The sequence below is a fragment of the Paenibacillus chondroitinus NBRC 15376 genome (assembly GCF_004000765.1).
GTDB classification, from domain to species: Bacteria; Bacillota; Bacilli; order Paenibacillales; family NBRC-103111; genus Paenibacillus_E; species Paenibacillus_E chondroitinus.
Map to the genome: position 1 here is coordinate 73,918 of NZ_BILW01000013.1, position 17,585 is coordinate 91,502.

General features: G+C 45.3%; 16 protein-coding genes. 1 reads left to right on the plus strand and 15 read right to left on the minus strand.

Features of this window, described 5'->3' with window-relative positions; genetic code table 11:
* Position 1: 1 nt before the first annotated feature.
* Positions 2 to 2,317, minus strand: coding sequence for an AraC family transcriptional regulator (locus PCH02S_RS16330; RefSeq protein WP_164819588.1), 2,316 nt, complete (start codon positions 2,315 to 2,317; stop codon positions 2 to 4).
* 436 nt (positions 2,318 to 2,753) lie between these two features.
* Here PCH02S_RS16330 and PCH02S_RS16335 point away from each other — a divergent pair, with 436 nt between their 5' ends.
* Positions 2,754 to 4,667: an endonuclease MutS2 gene (locus tag PCH02S_RS16335; RefSeq protein WP_246069116.1), complete on the plus strand. Its 1,914-nt coding sequence runs from the start codon at positions 2,754 to 2,756 to the stop codon at positions 4,665 to 4,667.
* A gap of 124 nt (positions 4,668 to 4,791) precedes the next feature.
* Here PCH02S_RS16335 and PCH02S_RS16340 read toward each other — a convergent pair whose 3' ends face one another.
* From PCH02S_RS16340 to opp4C, 14 genes are all read right to left on the minus strand, one after another.
* Complete coding sequence (locus PCH02S_RS16340) at positions 4,792 to 5,622, minus strand: phosphoenolpyruvate hydrolase family protein (RefSeq protein WP_127454837.1); 831 nt, start codon at positions 5,620 to 5,622, stop codon at positions 4,792 to 4,794.
* 7 nt (positions 5,623 to 5,629) lie between these two features.
* Positions 5,630 to 6,859: a Tm-1-like ATP-binding domain-containing protein gene (locus tag PCH02S_RS16345; protein WP_127454839.1), complete on the minus strand. Its 1,230-nt coding sequence runs from the start codon at positions 6,857 to 6,859 to the stop codon at positions 5,630 to 5,632.
* 28 nt (positions 6,860 to 6,887) lie between these two features.
* A complete protein-coding gene (locus PCH02S_RS16350) occupies positions 6,888 to 7,640 on the minus strand; it encodes a sugar phosphate isomerase/epimerase family protein (RefSeq protein ID WP_127454841.1) in 753 nt (250 codons plus the stop codon).
* A gap of 32 nt (positions 7,641 to 7,672) precedes the next feature.
* On the minus strand, positions 7,673 to 8,434 hold the full coding sequence (locus PCH02S_RS16355) for a sulfite exporter TauE/SafE family protein (protein ID WP_127454843.1): 762 nt from the start codon (positions 8,432 to 8,434) through the stop codon (positions 7,673 to 7,675).
* 22 nt (positions 8,435 to 8,456) lie between these two features.
* Entirely contained in the window at positions 8,457 to 8,819 is a 363-nt protein-coding gene (locus PCH02S_RS16360; RefSeq protein WP_127454844.1) for a cupin domain-containing protein, read from the minus strand.
* Between the two features lie 23 nt (positions 8,820 to 8,842).
* Positions 8,843 to 10,357 carry an extracellular solute-binding protein gene (locus PCH02S_RS16365; RefSeq protein WP_246069117.1) on the minus strand — a complete coding sequence of 505 codons (1,515 nt, stop codon included), beginning with the start codon at positions 10,355 to 10,357 and terminating at the stop codon, positions 8,843 to 8,845.
* Positions 10,358 to 10,392: 35 nt separating this feature from the next.
* Positions 10,393 to 11,274, minus strand: a complete 882-nt coding sequence (locus tag PCH02S_RS16370) for a carbohydrate ABC transporter permease (protein WP_127454846.1) — start codon at positions 11,272 to 11,274, stop codon at positions 10,393 to 10,395.
* Complete coding sequence (locus tag PCH02S_RS16375) at positions 11,274 to 12,236, minus strand: ABC transporter permease (RefSeq protein ID WP_127454848.1); 963 nt, start codon at positions 12,234 to 12,236, stop codon at positions 11,274 to 11,276. Before PCH02S_RS16375 ends, PCH02S_RS16370 begins: the two co-directional genes overlap by 1 nt.
* Positions 12,233 to 13,213 (minus strand): Gfo/Idh/MocA family protein, encoded by a 981-nt coding sequence (locus PCH02S_RS16380; protein WP_127454850.1) that lies wholly within the window; start codon positions 13,211 to 13,213, stop codon positions 12,233 to 12,235. The genes PCH02S_RS16375 and PCH02S_RS16380 overlap by 4 nt, the downstream gene beginning before the upstream one ends.
* 316 nt (positions 13,214 to 13,529) lie before the next feature.
* The gene (locus tag PCH02S_RS16385; RefSeq protein WP_246069118.1) at positions 13,530 to 14,087 is read right to left on the minus strand and encodes a helix-turn-helix domain-containing protein; all 558 of its coding nucleotides are present in this window, start codon (positions 14,085 to 14,087) and stop codon (positions 13,530 to 13,532) included.
* Between the two features lie 178 nt (positions 14,088 to 14,265).
* Complete coding sequence (locus PCH02S_RS16390; RefSeq protein ID WP_127454852.1) at positions 14,266 to 14,718, minus strand: hypothetical protein; 453 nt, start codon at positions 14,716 to 14,718, stop codon at positions 14,266 to 14,268.
* Positions 14,719 to 14,754: 36 nt separating this feature from the next.
* Positions 14,755 to 15,720 carry an ABC transporter ATP-binding protein gene (locus PCH02S_RS16395; RefSeq protein WP_127454854.1) on the minus strand — a complete coding sequence of 322 codons (966 nt, stop codon included), beginning with the start codon at positions 15,718 to 15,720 and terminating at the stop codon, positions 14,755 to 14,757.
* Positions 15,713 to 16,696 (minus strand): ABC transporter ATP-binding protein, encoded by a 984-nt coding sequence (locus tag PCH02S_RS16400; protein WP_127454856.1) that lies wholly within the window; start codon positions 16,694 to 16,696, stop codon positions 15,713 to 15,715. The genes PCH02S_RS16395 and PCH02S_RS16400 overlap by 8 nt, the downstream gene beginning before the upstream one ends.
* A 14-nt stretch (positions 16,697 to 16,710) precedes the next feature.
* Positions 16,711 to 17,583, minus strand: a complete 873-nt coding sequence (opp4C, locus tag PCH02S_RS16405) for an oligopeptide ABC transporter permease (RefSeq protein ID WP_127454858.1) — start codon at positions 17,581 to 17,583, stop codon at positions 16,711 to 16,713.
* Positions 17,584 to 17,585 lie beyond the last annotated feature (2 nt).

The following is a 17,585-nucleotide window of genomic DNA, read 5'->3' on the forward strand; positions in this document are numbered from 1 at the left end:
CCTACATCGATTGCGTGTGCTTTTCCCGATACTGCCGGGGAGTGATGCTCTCACTCTTTTTAAACATTCGGATCAGATAGGACGGTTGATAGTGCAGCTGCTCCGCGATATCGTTGATTTTCATATCTGTTGTCACCAACAGCTCTTTGCATTTCTCAATTCTCATCCGAACCATCGTATCGATAAAATTGATTCCGTTAATTTGCCTGAATACCTTGCTTAGCTTAGATGGGCTCATCTGCAGCTGATCCGCATACATCTCCAACGAAACGTCAAGTAAGATGTCCTTCTGCATTTGCAAAAGCAGATTATCGATCATTTCCCTTAAATTACTATCGTAGGTTATCGTTAACGCTTTAACAAAAGGCCTTATCAGCTTGATTTGAAACCATTCCAGGATTTGATCCGGCTCGGACAATTGCATAAGCTGCTCATAGAGATGAACCCCTCCATACAGGGAGAAAAGGTCCACTTCATGCTTGATCATCGCATTATGGATCGTTCCGAGCAGTTTCATCATCCCTTGGTGAACCATGAATTCAGCGCTATGATTGGTTTGCAGTTCGAGCATGAATTGCTTGATGAGCCGCATGGCTTCCTCTTCAAGCCCCATACTGACGGTATGGACAATCTCTCTTTCCAGCTCAAAAGGGAACTGATTCTGGCTTGTATTCGTCAGCATGAACTGATTCATATCCAACATTTGATTGGACGTATGGTGGTCACGAAAGCGGAGAGCTTTTCTTGTCTGCTCCAGAATCTCGGGTATATCCTTTATCGAGTCGGATATTTTACTAGTCACAATCGTAACTTTCATATGCAGAACATTATTAACCGCGACGATGTAGTCATGGGCAAGTTTGTTGAAATTTGCTTTAATCGCTTCATTGGACTTGTCAGGTTCCAGAACGAAAAATACGCCAATGGATAAATCCTGAAAGTTAATGATATGCACCATATCCGATATCTCCGTGCACAGCTCTTTAATGATATTAGAAGCCGCGAAGGTAACCAACTGGGCATCCCGCTCTGAAAATTTTCCGCCTAATTCAGAAATACCGTGAAACTGGGCGACCATAATGGCAAATCTTTTCGATTCAACATCCCAATCCAGCTGCTTCAACTTCTGGATAAGCTCGGATTCCGTGTGTGAATACAAATTGCCTTGCGAAAATTGCAGTAAAAAGCTTTCTCTAAGCGCAGGAATGGACTGCTTAATTTGGATAGAAAGCTCTTGCTCTGCTTGAAGCTGCAGCCTCCATTGATGCTCAATATACGTAATTTCGTTTTTTTCGTTCGATCGGTGCGTTCTGGAATTTTCAAAAAGACGCTTTATCCGATAAATGGGATCGTATATTTTGTTTGAGGCAAACCATGCAAGCAGCAACCCGATGATTAAGCCAAACATACTAATCCAGACAATAAGAGTGGACAAGGCAGTTACAGGCGCAACGATTTGCGATACAGGGGTAGCAGTGACAACCGTCCATTTACTGCCTAACTTAGAAATACTCCCATACGATACGTTATATTTTTTGTGGTTCCAATCGAATTTGAACATATTCTCATTGGCATTTTCTACAGATATTTGACTTTTCAATGCATCTTCCAGCGTCAGCAGCTCTTGACTGTCTTCTTGTTTTGGCGGAGTCGTCAAGTATTCCCCATTCTCATTAAAAAGAAAAGCGACTCCTTCGCCTGAGACGAGTTTCTGAACCATTGTGTTTAGTTTATTTTGGTCCAGGTAAATAATGAACATCCCGAAAGAACCATACATTTGTCCACCGGGGAGCTTAATTATGATCGCTTTATTTATCGTGTCCGGCATATTTATCTTTTTTAAGGAATAATCCCAATAGATCGTTCGCTCTTGATCCAGCAAAGAATTCAACAAGTCTCGATCCTCATCGGTTCGCACAGATTCAAACCCGGCCTCATCACCGATTATCTTGTCTGAATCACGTAAATACAGGCTCACACTGTTAATAAGGGAATTCGACTCCGTAATAAGTGAAAACGATTTCATAAGTTCGTTTGTTTTTTGAAATTCCTGGACGAAATCCAACTCCTTCAAGGTCTCGTCCAAACTCCGGTCGAAAGCAAGCCGCACCACCGAATGCTCCAGATTCGCCATATAATCATTTAATTGCTGAATCGAGGAATGGAGCTGATTCTGATGAGCCTTATTCACTTCGGTTTCGATCCGATCTGTTCCGATATAGTAAATAATGACGCCTATAAAAGCAATAGGAATGCAAGTAATTAACAGTACAATGCCTAAATTTTTCCAAAATATAGTTCCCCTGCTTTTACTCATTTGCTTATTCATCCGTTCATCTTCACACCCATCGCCAATTTTGGTTGTATTGAACAATTAATTCGTCACGCTTGTACATATTCCTCCATCAGTTCCTTTTTTATACCATTCAAACTTCTTGTGGAAAGTTTGATTTAAGCTATTTTATCCCACGATTTTCAGACTGAATTCGCATAAGATAAGGGTATATTAGCCGTATAGATGTACAAAGGAGAGATTTTAATGTCTGAGGTCGTTCTTAACCAGTAATTTCATAGTGCAACCCGTTTTGTTTGGCGTACGCGAGTAAACCGTTCAATTGGACAGGTTTGTTTTGTCGTGCACTACGGGCAGGTTGCATGTGATGCTGTTAAGAACATCATTTTCTCCCTAAGCGGACTGGAAACGATCGTTGTTTCCAGTCCGCTTTTTTTTGTACCCAAAAGGAGGCATTCATGTGAACAAGTCCACTTATCAACGTTTGGAATACGACCGCATTAAACAGCGTTTGGCCGACTTTGCCATGAGTTATTTGGGCCGCGCCCACATTCAGAACATGGAACCAGTCATTGAAATGGTCCTCGTGGCAACTCTGCTTCAAGAAACCGAAGAAGCGCTAAGTGTTATTGCCCACGGAGCCAGCGTGCCGATCCCGTCCCTGGAAGGCATTGAGCCGCTTATAGGCACTTTCGGGAAAGGATTTATTCTTACACCGCAGGACTTTATGCACTTCGCCAGATTCATCGAAAGTTCACAACAGCTTAAGAACTTTATGAAAAAGAAGGAATCCGTCAGTCCGCGCGTCGCTTCCTACGCGCTATCCTTATACGAATTGCATGAACCGCTAACCGAGATTCGGCGCTGTATCCGCAACGGTCAAGTCGATAACGAGGCGAGCGCTGCTTTGTCGCGTATCCGCAAAAAAATGAACATCCTCGACGACCGCATGCGCAAGAAACTGGACACCGCTTTGTCCAAATATCGCAGCTATTTGCAGGATAACGTCATCTCGACAAGGGGAGGCCGGTACGTGTTGTCCGTGAAGAAGGAACACCGCAAACAAGTTGGCGGCGCGGCGCTGGACGAGTCGGCAAGCGGGCAGACTGTCTTTATTGAGCCGGCTGATATCGCTGATCTGCATGGCGAGCATTTACACCTGCAGGCCGAGGAAGCTGCGGAGGTAACAAGGGTGCTTAGCGATCTAACGGATCTGATCGAGCATAGCAAGTATGAAATTTCAATCAACTTGGAAACGATTGGCCATTACGACTTTATGTTCGCAAAAGCCAAATACGCGAAAACAATCGACGGGCGAACGGTCAAGCTAAACGATCGCGGCCGGATCTCCATACATGGCGGCCGTCATCCGCTGCTCGGCAGGCATTCCGTTCCGCTTGATATCCGCATCGGCGGCGATTATCGCGCGCTTGTTATTACAGGACCGAATACGGGAGGCAAAACCGTTTCGCTGAAAACCGTCGGACTGCTAACACTTATGGTGCAGTCGGGTCTGCTCGTTCCGGTAGGAGAAGGAAGCGAATTCGCTGTGTACAGATCCGTTATGGTCGATATCGGGGACGGACAAAGTCTTGAGAATTCGCTCAGCACCTTCTCCTCGCATGTCAAAAACGTGATCGGCATTCTCAAAGAGGCTGCCCCCTCGTCGCTGGTCCTTCTCGACGAGCTTGCCTCAGGAACCGACCCTGGCGAAGGAATTGGCCTATCGATCGCTGTGTTGGAGGAACTGTACCGCCGGGGAGCTACGGTCATGGCGACGACACATTTTAACGAGATCAAAAAATTTGCCGGCGCTGCGCCCGGCTTCGAGAATGCGCGTATGGAATTTGATACGGAAACGCTTGAGCCCCTTTACAAGCTAACAATTGGTCAAGCCGGCTCCTCTTATGCCTTCTATATCGCGCAAAAGCTCGGTATGCCGCCAGCGCTCATCGAGAGATCAAAGATGATCACCTACGAGGCGACGCAGCGCTCGCCCGAAGCGCCTGCAATAGCTGCGGCGTTTACAGGAGAAACACCTCCTCTAAACGCCCCGTTGAAAGAAAAAAAAGAGCGAGCGCCTATGCCGGATTTCGCTATTGGCGACTGCGTCTGGGTGCACTCGCTGCGCCGTACAGGCATTGTGTGCAGCGAGCCGGATCATCGCGGAAACATTACGGTGCAAATCCAGAAGGAGAAAGTGCGCATACACCGCAAGAGAATTTCGCTTTATATCGAGCGCAGCAAGCTATATCCGGAAGGAGACTACGATATGGACATCGTGTTCGAATCGAAAGACAACCGAAAGAAGCGTAAGCAGATGAGTAAACGTCATGTTGAGGGGATAACGATTGAGTATAGGGAGAATGAGTAACCGAGGCACGTTTTAACTACATTTTTACTGGATGGCGAAAAGCCCGAGGATTTTTTTCCTTGGGCTTTCAATATTCAAGTAAATATATTACATAAATGGTAATTATTTTTTCTCAATCTGATATTTATGACTTACTTAAACTCTTAAATCTTTTTACCTGCTCGGTAATGGCAATCTCGGTAGGCAAGCGCTCCACGCTGGAGGCTCCGAAGAAACCCGCTATCCCGTTAGTTTTACCTAACACATACTCAACATCTGCCGGTTCAGATATCGGACCACCATGACAGATGACCAATATATCCGGATTAATAGACTTACCGGCATCATAAATACGTTGAATGAGCTCCGCCGATTCATCTAGTGAAAGCGCCGTCTTGGCTCCGATGCTGCCCTTCGTCGTTAGTCCGACATGAGCGACAAGCACGTCCGCGCCGGCCTTCGCCATTTGAATCGCATCGTCCTCACTAAAGACATACGGGGTTGTCAATAAATCCAAGGCATGAGCCTTACGGATCATATCGACCTCCAGCTCATAGCCCATCCCCGTTTCCTCCAGGTTTTGCCTGAAGGTGCCGTCGATCAAACCTACGGTAGGAAAGTTTTGCACACCCGAGAAACCCATTTCTTTCAACTGCTTCAGATAGACATCCATCAAACGGAAAGGATCTGTCCCGCATACCCCGGCCAATACAGGAGTATTCTTGACAATAGGCAGAACCTCGCCACCCATCTCCATAACAATCTGATTGGCATCCCCATATGGCATTAATCCAGCTAATGATCCCCGTCCTGCCATTCGATAACGCCCGGAATTGTAAATAATAATCAGATCGACGCCGCCCTCTTCCGCACATTTCGCCGATAACCCCGTTCCCGCTCCTGCTCCTACTATGAAACGGCCCTGTTCAATTTGCGACCGCAATCTGCTTACGATTTCCTGCCTTTGCATCGCCATTGTTTGCTTACCCTCTCTTATTTCGTTCTAATAACTGAAGTAAGTTTTCCGCAATTACATCAGCTACCGCCGGATTATTAATGTCTTGCTCCATATCAATCATCGGAATGTTCGATCTGAGATGCTCTTTTATTCCTTCATACAACGCCTGACGTTCTTCCTTACCTTCAAAAGGTTTGGCATCCATATCCAGCAAAGAAACACCGCCTTTTGGAAACACGACAATGGTCGGAGCTGTACCCGCGTTCAGTTTTGTCGCCAATAACCGGCCCAATTCTCTGTTCTCATCAATGGTAGTTCTCATCAAGGTTGTTGTCGGGTTGTGCTGGTAAAAGGTTCGCTCCTTGAATTGTGCCTGTACGGTCTCCGGTGGACCGAAATTGACCATATCGAGCGCCCCAACCGAAACAACCTGTGGAATACCCGCTATTCCCGCTGCTTCCAGACGGTTTGGTCCGGCATCGAATATACCGCCAACCAAATGATCCGCCAATTCCGTGGTCGTTATATCCGCAACGCCCTGGATATACCCCGCTTTGATTAGCTCCTCCATTGCCAAGCCACCTGTTCCGGTGGCATGGAAGACAAGCAGATCGTAACCACGCTCCTCCAGAATTTCTCGTACGCGTGTCGCGCATGGAGTCGTTACGCCGAACATCGTGATGCCGAGTGTAACCTTATCTTCAGCAATCCCCTGATCCGCTTCCGTATAATTGATCATTCCAGCCAACGCGTGAGCTGCATTGCTCAGTATTCGACGGGATAACTGATTGATTCCGGCTATATCAACGACGGAGTACATCATGGTTACATCTTTGATGCCTATATAGGGTTTCGTATTGCCCGATGCCACAGTGGAAACCATCAGTTTAGGAACCCCGATGGGTAATCCCTGCAAGGCAGATGCCGCCACTGTCGTACCCGCCGTCCCCCCCATTCCGAAGGCTGCGCCTACTATTCCCTGTTTTTCGAGGCCAATAACGATTTCAGCAGCGCCTCGGGTCATAACCGCAATAGCCGTTCCCCGATCTTTACCACTTCTGAGCTCCTCAATGCTCGAACCGCCAGCTCTTGCAACCTCATCGGCGGATACATCGGGTTGAAACAACGGATTGCCAAGTACACCGGTATCTACCGTGAACGTTTCCACCCCGCAAGCTTCCAGTTTTTCTTTTACAAATAGAAACTCTTGACCTTTCGTATCCAAGGCTCCGATAAGAACTGCCTTTTTACCCATCGTTACCAGCACCTCCAGGCTCTGATTTTCAGTTCAATCGGCTCTTCATATATGCGTAGCAGTCCTTCATACCCTCAGTCACACTGCCACCGCTTTCCTCATCCGCAGAAATCCATCCTTGATAGCCGATCTCACGAATCGCTTCGAAAATAGGGCCAAAGTCAATAGACCCTTGACCGAGCACTTTCCATTCCCCTTGATCAAAGTCCTTAAGGTGAAAGTTATCGATGACGTGTCCAAAGCTGCGTATAATTTCTGCTGCATCATGGATACCGGATTTCACCAAATGAGCCGTATCGACAGTGAGTCCAATAGAGTGCTCTTTGATTTGATTGAAAAAGATATCAAAATCATCGCGATGCATAACGGGATTATTAAAATGATGGTGAAGTGATAGCTTCAGCCCCTGCTGCTGCGCCTCAAGTCCCAAATCCGAAAGAACGTCCGCATATCTGCGAATGTCTGCCGGGGTCACATTGGCTCTAGGAATCCCATGGCAGTAAACAATAAGTTCCGTGCCGACCGTCGAAGCGAAACGAAAGACATTACGCAGTTTCTCAACACTGGCATCATCCAAATTGCCGCCTGTTATTAAAGCCGAACTGCTGCCTGATAAACCGCCCCAAGCTTCTATGAAGTTTTCCGGTTTTAGCAAAAAAGGGGCATATTGCGCTTCCTTTAATTGAAGTCCGTCATAACCAAAGGCTCTGTACTGTTCAAAAAGCAAAGTTTGCTCCTCCATCGTGGAGGTAGGTCTTGAAAACGCCAATTTGATCGTCATATCTATTCTCCTTCTAGCTAGATCTCATCGATTCAATTGATTACGATACCCTCAGCGAGCAACTTCAGTGCTCCAAAAGCACCAAGTAAAAGAACAAGCCGCTGAAAGTATACCTGAGGAATTAAAGGCAGCAGCTTGATACCTGCATAAGCTCCAATTGCTATTAAGGGAAGGGTCCAAATACCTATAAGGAGAGAATCGGACGTGATCATACCCAGATGGATGAAAAAGGGTACTTTCACGAGGTTCACGAGTAAAAAAAACCAAGCACCCGTGCCTATAAATTCTTGTTTGGGTACTTGCTTGGCAAAGAGGTAAATGGCAATGATCGCGCCGGAAACATTACCAATTGTCGTTGCAAAACCAGCAAGGATCCCCATCGATGCAATAAACCACATGGAAGATGGAAACTTGGAATCAAATCTTGCTCCCATGAAATCCCTAAGGAGTTGAAGAAGGATCAATCCGCATATAAGCGCACCCAAGAGAAGCTTCAATTGATTGTTATCGACCTTTAGCAGTACGACATAACCACCTATTACTCCGATAAGTGCCCAAGGCATCAGGCTGATCAGATGATTCTTTATCACTTTTTTACGGTAATACGCAACCGCTATGATATCACCTATAATTAGCATCGGCAGCAAGATGCCTACAGACATTTTTGTTGGAAAAATAATGGTCAATAACATCGCATTGAAGATGCCCATGGTCGAAATACCGGTTTTCGCGAATCCGACAAATATTCCGGCGAAAATAAGGATTACAATCTGCAGATAGGTCAGTTCAAACATCGATTTACTCCGTTAAAAGGAATTATTCCCCTACCGTCTGGCGGTCAGGAGCCGAATAAGCGATAATCATACGGCATGGCTCCCAACTTGTGGTTGTTGCATTATGAGGGACATTCCGTGGGATGCGCAGCATCATGCCAGGCTCCAGATGGAAGGTCTCATCGCCAAGTGTATGATCACACTCACCGGAAAGAATGAAAATGACTTCTTCACAATTAGGGTGTACGTGTCTTGGATTGGAATCCCCCGCATGAATATAGACCATGCCGAAGGTCATTTCACTGGCTGGATCAATATCCTGGCCGCAAAGCCATTGAATTTTCCCCCAACTTTGGTTCAATACACGTGATTCATCCTGTTTTCTCAAATCTGTTATAGTCGCCATTCGCTCATTCTCCTTTTGTTGGTTTACTTAGCTGCCAGACGCTCCTTATAGGAAGCATTCATTTCTTGTATTATTTTCTGATAATTGGCATCTGTTTTTAGACCTGCAACGAATTTATCCCATTCCTCTATACTTACCTTGCCCATGACAACCTGTGTTTTAATATCGTTAATCTTCTTGGTATAATCGGCTCCGTATTTAATATTCGTTTCCGAGTACAGTCCGATATCCACTCTTGGTGTGCTGATTTTTGCTTTGGCATCAATAATTTTTTTGTTTCTTTCAAATATTTCCTTCGGCATGCCAGGTGCATAGGCATACATATAAGGGTCATGCTTCATAAACAGCTTGCCCATTGCTCCAGGCCCCAGGCTATCTTTAACCGCTTGGTCATTGGTGACATAAAATCCGTCTTCTTTTTTGTAATGAGTACCTTCAATACCATAATTGGATAAAATGTGGCCTTCTTCGGAAGCGCCGAAATCAAGCAGCGATAAAATTTTACGCATTTTCGCTTCCGGAACACTTTTCGGAATCGCATAAACGCCTATGAAGCCGCTATTTTGCTGTTGGAAAGGTCCTTTATTCGCTTCCAACGAAACGATCGGTTCCCAATTTACCTTCGGATTCCGCTTCCATTGATCGAATTGCCAACGCCACATGGCCTCGATCGTTTCCGTCGTTATGCCTGACTTTCCGCTTGTCGCCAGATCTGTAATGTCATTACTTTTCATCACGGCGAAATCCGCTGGAATCAGCTTTTCGTCATACAGCTTTTTCTTATAAAGCAGCGCTTCTCTCATCTCAGGCTCTAATGTAATATCAATCAGGTTTCCATTCACAGGTTTCCACTTGCTGCTGGCTCCTGCATAAATAAATTCAATTTGATCGTGTGTGCGCATCGTATAGCCAACCGGATTATTCGTGCCATCAGGATCTTTCTCTTTAAAGACCTTCATTACGTTGTATAACTCATCTAAGGTTGTAGGCATCTTCAATCCAAGCTTATCCAGCCAATCCCGGCGAATGTAGAAGGTAGTCCCACCCTCCAGCGGGCGTACAATGGGCACGACATAACTTTTGCCGCCAATTTTCGTATTGTCCCAAATCGCCTTTGGAGAATCCATCAAGTTCTTGTAGTCCTTGAGATAAGGGGTTAAGTCCCAAAATGCACCTTGTTTCACCATCGTTTGGAACTGGGGAACGGTCGAATCTGGAAGACGGATCGCGTCCGGAAGGTCTCCTGAGGCCAACAGTACGTTTAACTTGTCATCAAATACAGGATCTGAAACCCATGTAATATTAAGTTTCGTATTCGTCTTTTTTTCGAATTCTTTTATAACCGGATTATCCGGCCCCGGAGGCTGAGTAATCGAGAAATTAGCGAAAATATTGAGAGCTACAGGTGCCGACTCCTTACCGGTTTCACCCGGTTTCGGTGCCGAAACTTCTGTACTATTGCCGGTACACGCTGTAGTCACTACCGCTAAAAGCGATAGCATAGCGATAAACACACTCTTTTTTTGAACCATCTTCATGCCGCCTAAACCCCCTTAATAAATATAAACTTGGGTTAGCCTTTGACTGAACCGAGCATGACGCCTTTGGCGAAATGCTTCTGTAGGAACGGATACACCGCCAAAATAGGAACCGTCGCAATAACCACCGCCGCCATCTTAAGCGTCTGGGTCGGCAGTTGATTCTCGGACATCATTTCAACTGCTGCTGCTCCGCCTGTCGTTGTATCCGATTCAATTAACATATTCCTCAGTACAACTTGTAAAGGCACTTTTGCGAAATCATTGATATACAAAATAGCATTGAAGAACGTGTTCCAGTACGCCACTGCGTAGAACAAACCGAAAGCAGCTAAAGCCGGAGCCGATAGGGGAAGCACAACACGGAAAAATGTACCCAGGTCCGTGCAGCCATCAATCATGGCCGCATCCTCCAGCTCTACCGGAATGCTGTCAAAAAAGCTTTTCATCAGGATGACATTCCATCCGCTAACCAGCACCGGAATAATAAGTGACCAAATACTGTTGATTAAGCCAAAATCACGGACCACAATATAGTTCGGAATAATGCCCGGATTGAACAAAATCGTCAATAAAACCATCATCATCATGATTTTTCTGCCTCTTAGCCTTTTCCGAGACATCCCGAACGCCATTGCTGCTGAAAAAATTAAACTTAAACCGGTTCCGACAGTGGCAAGAAAAGTACTGTTTAACATCGCAACTTTAAATGCATCGGTATTCAACAAATATTTGTAGGATACAAGCGACCAGTGCTGGGGAAACAAAACAAAACCATTTTTCATCAAATATTCATGAGGTTCGGTGAAAGAAATGACGAAAACATAATACAGCGGGAACAATGTGACGAGTCCAATGACAACTAGCAAGATCGTATTAAAACCGTTAAACAGCCGTCCTGCGAGGCTTACTTTCATTAATAGACACCTTCCTCACCAATCCGTTTGGCCATCTTGTTGGCCAAGACAACGAGCACAAGACCTACCACTGATTTGAACAAACCAACGGCCGTGCTGTAACTGAATTGCCCACTCTGGATGCCATTGCGGTATACATACGTCTCAAAAACATCCGCATACTTGGCGACAGCCCCATTATTCATCAGGAAAACTTGCTCGAAGCCTACGTCCATAATATGTCCGAGTCTTAAGATAAGCAGAACCAGGATGACGCTTCGGATTCCGGGGAGTGTTACATGCCAGGCTTGCAGCCATCTGTTGGCACCGTCTATTTTGGCAGCTTCGTATAGCTGCGTGTCTACACCTGTAATCGCCGCCAAAATGATAATGGTTCCCCAGCCGGTTTCTTTCCAAATATTTTGTGCAACGAGCATGCCCCAGAATGTATCTGTATTTGTCAGAAAATCATATTTGTGAAAGCCCAAGGATTCGATCATCAGGTTTATAATGCCGTTCGACTGAGACAGGAGCAGGAATGAGATTCCTACAATAATGACCCATGACAGGAAGTGCGGGAGGTAGACAATCGATTGAATGATTCTTTTGAAAAATTGATTGTTCACCTCGTTCAATAGCAAGGACAGCACAATAGGCAGCGGAAAGAAAAACACCAGATTTAATAAGCTAATGACCATTGTATTTCGAAAAAGAAGATAGAAATCAGGATTGGAGAAAAAACGTATAAAATGCTCCAATCCTACCCACTCGCTCTTCCAAACTCCCGCATAAGGCGAGTATTCCTGAAAAGCAATAAGGATGCCCCACATGGGAAGATATTTGAAAATAAGAAAGAAAAGCACACCCGGTAAAACCAACAAATAAAGGTATCGATCTCGTTTAATATCTAATATAAAAGGCCTGGATTTTTTGCGAGTATCCACACTAACGGATGTTTTCAAAGATGAGGACTGTGTAGTCATATGAAATGAACAATGCGCTGTTCTTCAGCAGATACATAGGCAGCATCGAGAAGAGAAACCGTTTTCAAATTATCTTGAGAACTGTTCGGTGCTTCCACACCTGTTTCAATGGAGGTGAACAGATGGTTAATCCCTTCGAACGTTGCCGTTTCTCTGGAAACATGGTTTTCCCATGTTTGCTCAGGTGTTTTTTCACGAGGGCGATACAAATGAATTTTTCCGTCAACGGCAATGATCGTCCCTTTTTCGCCAATAACAATCATTTCCGTTCTGCCTATAGCACTAGAGAAACTTTGAATGTAAGTCACGACCGCGTCGTTCTCGAACACAACTTGCACAGTGCCATCGGTTTCCCCGACACATTGGATTGCGGAAGAAGAACGGTTCTGAGCAACAACGGACTTGGCTTCAGATCCGAGAATTAACCGAAACCCGTCAAACCAGTGAATTCCCATAACAGATAATGCATGGCGGCTTTCTTCCAACCTCCAACCTGCGTCCTGTCTAAACATGAGATTTGTAAACAAGATGGACGTTACTTTCCCAATCCGATCCTCGGCAACAATCCCCTTTACCAGTTCAAAAGGAAAATGGCGCCGGAAATTTTGGTTAATCGAGATAGGTACGCCATGCCGCTTCGCCTTTTCTGTAATCTCTTTTGCTTCAGCCAATGTATCTGAAAAAGGTTTTTCACAGAAGATGGGAATTCCTGCTTCAATAATCGGGAATAGGATTTCTTTGCGGATAGAAGTAGGTGTACACACGACAACAGCATCAACACCACTATTCTGGATAAAATCGTTCAACTCCGTAAATCGCTGAGCAACACCATATTTATCAGCTTTGGCATGTAACGCCTCGGGATTCGGATCACAAAGTGCCGTTACCTCGATTCGTTCCGGATGATCTTTATACCCCACAAAATGCAATTCAGTTACTCCACCAGCACCAACAATACCAACTTTGTACTTTTTCATTTCGTTCCAGCCTCCTGATTTGGTTTTGAACAGCAATCCATGACTAACCCTTCTAACCACTTCATGTGAAGAAACAACGCTGCCTGTAAGTTAAACGATTTTACTTTTAGTCACCTTAATTGTATTAAATTCAACTTGGTTGAATAAGCTCAGTATACATCACCCTGCCAATTATTGCAATCGCTTTCTTTTCAAAAATTTAAAATTTAGGGCAGAAAAAAAGACCACATACTCTAAGGTAGAATACATAGTCCGTCATCTCTTGTTTTATTGGAAAACCTGGCTTCTTATCAAACTGACATTCAGAAAATGACTACTAAGTATCGCTTACCTTCGATTGCGTAAACACAGCCACATATTTCACTTCGTCTGTGATGGCCATTAACGAATGTTTCTCAATAGAATCGAAGTAAAGACTATCTCCCGGCTTCAATGTATACTCCACGCTGCCCACTTTGTACTTCATTTCGCCTTCCAAAATGTAAATAAACTCTTCACCATTGTGGCTGTATTCATTTTTGCTATCATTATCTTCCTTCCGGGATATGAACAAAAAAGGCTGCATCAGCTTTTCTCCACGTTCAACGGCAAAAGTAAAAAATGAATACCCTTTATCCGTTTTGGTCATTCTTGCTTCGCATGTTTCCTTTTTCGTATAAATCGTTCCCGCTTGCTCCTGGTCGTCCAATAGAATGGACACTTTTGTACCTAATGCATCAGCAATTTTCACTAACGTTGAGATGGGCGGGATGGTTTTCCCGTTCTCTATTTTGGATAATAAACTTTTGGAGAACCCGCAAACATTGGCAATATCCATCAAGTTTCGGTTTTGTTCCGTCCTGAGCTTTTTGATTTTATTCCCTAAATCCATCATATAGTTGTCCCCTATTTTCATGTCATTCAACTAAGTTTATTCTAACGAAACTTGACTGATCAGTCAAGCCTAGGGTCTTTCTCCGGTTCAGCTTTACGAACTGAAAAACCGGCAACCTGCCCGTAGGCAAGTTACCGGTTTATATGAATCATGCAAGAATACATCTTCCTCGCCTTTTTCAACGATGCTGGAGCTCAATGTGAACCCTATCTATTTCCTCACCCGTTTCACTGACAAATGGAGTAAGGCTCATGTTCCAATGGTTCGGGACAAGAAATCTAAGCAGCTGGAATTGCTCAGGGCTAAGGGTCAAATTTAGAAAGGAAGACTCTACAATATCGTAGTCAGCACCTTCTAATTTATTAAATTTGATGGCAAGTAAGTTTTTGATACCGCCGAACGTTATAAAACTGAATTGATATCCATCGTTAATAGCCGATAATAAGGTTTCCAAATGCTCGTCTCGGTAAGTCACGAATCCTTTCCAATCGACGTCTGAACGGACTAATTCCTTCAGCTCCGCTTCCTTATACCTAACTACAATCTCTGTTATTTCCGTTTTCAAATAACCTTTTGCGCTTATCATTTCCAGTCGCAGCGCATAAGGCTGCGGAAGTTTAACGACCGACATGTATCCCCCTCATTTCTCATGCTGGAATTAGATCATTTAAACGAGATGGCAAGCAACAAAATGCTTTCCCCCCACGTCTCTGAAAGCGGGCACTTGTTCCTTACAAACAGCAGTTGCAAAAGGGCATCTTGTATGAAATTTGCAGCCTGAAGGCGGATTCGCCGGGTTTGGAATATCCCCCTTTAATAGGATTCTCTCCCGCTTCAGTTTAGGAATCGGGATGGGAACAGCGGATAGCAGCGCTTTGGTATAAGGATGCAGCGGATTACGGAACAATTCGTCGCGTGAAGCTGTCTCCACCATGGAGCCAAGATACATAACGCCGATTCGGTTGCAAAGATGCTCGACTACACTTAAATCATGAGAAATGAATAAGTAAGATAACTCCCGTTCCTCCTGCAGCTTGCGAAACAAATTAATGATCTGTGCTTGAATCGATACGTCTAAGGCTGAAACGGGTTCATCGGCTATAATCAGCTCCGGTTTCAGCACAAGCGCACGAGCAATGCCGATCCGCTGACGCTGCCCTCCGGAGAACTCATGCGGAAAGCGATCCACATGATAGCTCGACAGACCGCAGGATTCCAGCACTTCGAGCACGCGATCCCTGACCTCTTCCTTCGGAACGAGACCATGATCAAGCAGTGCTTCTCCAATTGCATCGCCAACCCTGACACGAGGATTCAGTGAGCTGTACGGGTCTTGAAAGATCAGTTGCATCTTGGGGCGCAGTTGCCGCAGTTCATCGCTTGGGAGCTTATACAGATCAATACCCTTGAATTTCACTTCCCCGGCCGTCTTCTCTGTCAGACGAAGAATGGTACGTCCAACCGTACTTTTCCCACTGCCTGACTCGCCGACTAGACCGAACGTTTCTCCCGCTTGAATATTTAGACTGATGCCATCAACTGCTTTCACATGTCCGACAGTTCGGTTCAATAATCCAGATTTAATTGGAAAGTATTTTTTCAAATCATGTACGCTTAACAATGGCTCAGCCAACGTTCATCGCCTCCTCATACAACCAGCAGGCGGCTTTTTGCCCTTTTGCCACTTCTTTTAAAGGAGGAGATTGGGTCCGGCAGATGTCCATGCAGTGCTCACACCTGTCGTGAAAATAACACGACTCTCTCAGCTCCAGCGGATTAGGCACCTGACCGGGAATGGAGTACAGTTCGTCCTGCCGTTGATTAATAATTGGCTTCGACTTTAAAAGCCCTCGTGTGTAAGGATGCTGCGGGTTTTGAAACAACTCGACAACCTCGCCTTCTTCCACGACTTTGCCAGCGTACATAACAACGACGTAATCCGCCATCTCCGCAACAACACCCAGATCATGCGTAATGAGTAAAATAGACATTTGCGTGTCTTCTTTGAAAAGCCTGAGCAAATCCAGGATTTGCGCTTGGATGGTTACATCAAGCGCAGTTGTTGGTTCATCGGCGATAAGCAATTTGGGACCGCAGGAAATAGCAATCGCAATCATGATGCGCTGCAGCATCCCGCCGCTTAACTCGTGCGGATAGCTGCTGAATATCTGCTCAGCCCGTGAGATGCCGACCTTGTCGATCAGCTCTATCGTTCTCTGTTTGGCTTGCTTCTTGCTTAGCTTCAGATGTTCAATAAGTGGCTCCATCAGTTGTTGACCAATGGTCAACACCGGATTGAGTGAGGTCATTGGTTCTTGAAAAATCATGGCGATTTCTTTGCCTCGGATCGCGCGAAGCTGACTCTTGTTAAAACTCAGCATATCCTCGCCTTGGAAACTAATCCTACCGCCCGTTACCTTGCCCGCCGGTCCTTCTATTAACCCCATGACCGACAGCGCGGTAATGCTTTTCCCGCTTCCGGATTCTCCGACAATACAAACGGTTTCTCCTTGCCTTACATGCAGGCTCACATCGTCAACCGCTTTGACGACACCGCCTTCTGTCTGAAAATAAGTGCGTAGGTGTTCAATCTCAAGCAGATCTCTCATCGGATGTCAGTCACCTACCTTTTCTGTTTCGGATCCAGCACATCACGCAAACCGTCACCGAATATGTTAATTGCTATAACTGTTATAAAAATCGAGAAACCTGGCGGAATCCATAACCATGGCCGCTCTTGAAAATCGATCAAGTTGTTCGCTGCGTCAATCATATTGCCCCAGGTTGGCGTTGGCGGCATGACCCCGAGTCCGAAGAAACTAAGCACCGATTCGCTTAGTATCGCTCCACCGATGTTCAGCGTTGCGATAACGATGAGCAGTGGAATTAAATTAGGCAGCAGATGATGAAACAATTTGCGGCGATCACGCAAACCAAGAACGACCGTCGCCTGCATGAATTCCCTTTCCCGAAGACTGAGCATTTGCCCACGAATCATGCGTGCAAGACTCGGCCAGCCTACAATGCTAAGCATTAGCATCACAATATACATACGGCTGCCCGTAGGCACCTTCCACTCCGAAAGCAGCGCTCCAAAAATAAATAACAAGGGTAAATGGGGAATGGTTAACAGCAAATCGGAAATGCGCATAATGATTTGATCTGCTATCCCTCTGTAGTAACCCGCTATCGTTCCGAGCAGCGTACCGATTGCTACGGATAGGACCATAGAAGCTAGTCCCACCGTTAACGAAATGCGTCCGGCTTGCAGCACTCGAGTCAAAACATCACGACCTAGCCCGTCGGTTCCAAGCCAATGCTTCATGCTCGGGGCTTTATTCATCATCGCCATATTAATCTTGCCATTCGTATAAGGAGAGAACAGAGGCCCTGCAAAACAAGCCAAGAACATAATCACAACTACAATTAATCCGAAGACAGCTAATTTATTTCTTAGTAAACGCTTGAAAGACTGTTTCCATAATGATGTCGGCATAA

Excerpts from the sequence above, each read along its gene's own strand:
- PCH02S_RS16330 (WP_164819588.1), bottom strand. The coding sequence starts at position 2,317 with ATGAGTAAAAGCAGGGGAACTATATTTTGGAAAAATTTAGGCATTGTA.
- PCH02S_RS16340 (WP_127454837.1), bottom strand. The coding sequence starts at position 5,622 with ATGGCGATGCAAAGGCAGGAAATCGTAAGCAGATTGCGGTCGCAAATT.
- PCH02S_RS16345 (WP_127454839.1), bottom strand. The coding sequence starts at position 6,859 with ATGGGTAAAAAGGCAGTTCTTATCGGAGCCTTGGATACGAAAGGTCAA.
- PCH02S_RS16350 (WP_127454841.1), bottom strand. The coding sequence starts at position 7,640 with ATGACGATCAAATTGGCGTTTTCAAGACCTACCTCCACGATGGAGGAG.
- PCH02S_RS16355 (WP_127454843.1), bottom strand. The coding sequence starts at position 8,434 with ATGTTTGAACTGACCTATCTGCAGATTGTAATCCTTATTTTCGCCGGA.
- PCH02S_RS16360 (WP_127454844.1), bottom strand. The coding sequence starts at position 8,819 with ATGGCGACTATAACAGATTTGAGAAAACAGGATGAATCACGTGTATTG.
- PCH02S_RS16365 (WP_246069117.1), bottom strand. The coding sequence starts at position 10,357 with ATGAAGATGGTTCAAAAAAAGAGTGTGTTTATCGCTATGCTATCGCTT.
- PCH02S_RS16370 (WP_127454846.1), bottom strand. The coding sequence starts at position 11,274 with ATGAAAGTAAGCCTCGCAGGACGGCTGTTTAACGGTTTTAATACGATC.
- PCH02S_RS16375 (WP_127454848.1), bottom strand. The coding sequence starts at position 12,236 with ATGACTACACAGTCCTCATCTTTGAAAACATCCGTTAGTGTGGATACT.
- PCH02S_RS16380 (WP_127454850.1), bottom strand. The coding sequence starts at position 13,213 with ATGAAAAAGTACAAAGTTGGTATTGTTGGTGCTGGTGGAGTAACTGAA.
- PCH02S_RS16385 (WP_246069118.1), bottom strand. The coding sequence starts at position 14,087 with ATGATGGATTTAGGGAATAAAATCAAAAAGCTCAGGACGGAACAAAAC.
- PCH02S_RS16390 (WP_127454852.1), bottom strand. The coding sequence starts at position 14,718 with ATGTCGGTCGTTAAACTTCCGCAGCCTTATGCGCTGCGACTGGAAATG.
- PCH02S_RS16400 (WP_127454856.1), bottom strand. The coding sequence starts at position 16,696 with ATGAGAGATCTGCTTGAGATTGAACACCTACGCACTTATTTTCAGACA.
- opp4C (WP_127454858.1), bottom strand. The coding sequence starts at position 17,583 with ATGCCGACATCATTATGGAAACAGTCTTTCAAGCGTTTACTAAGAAAT.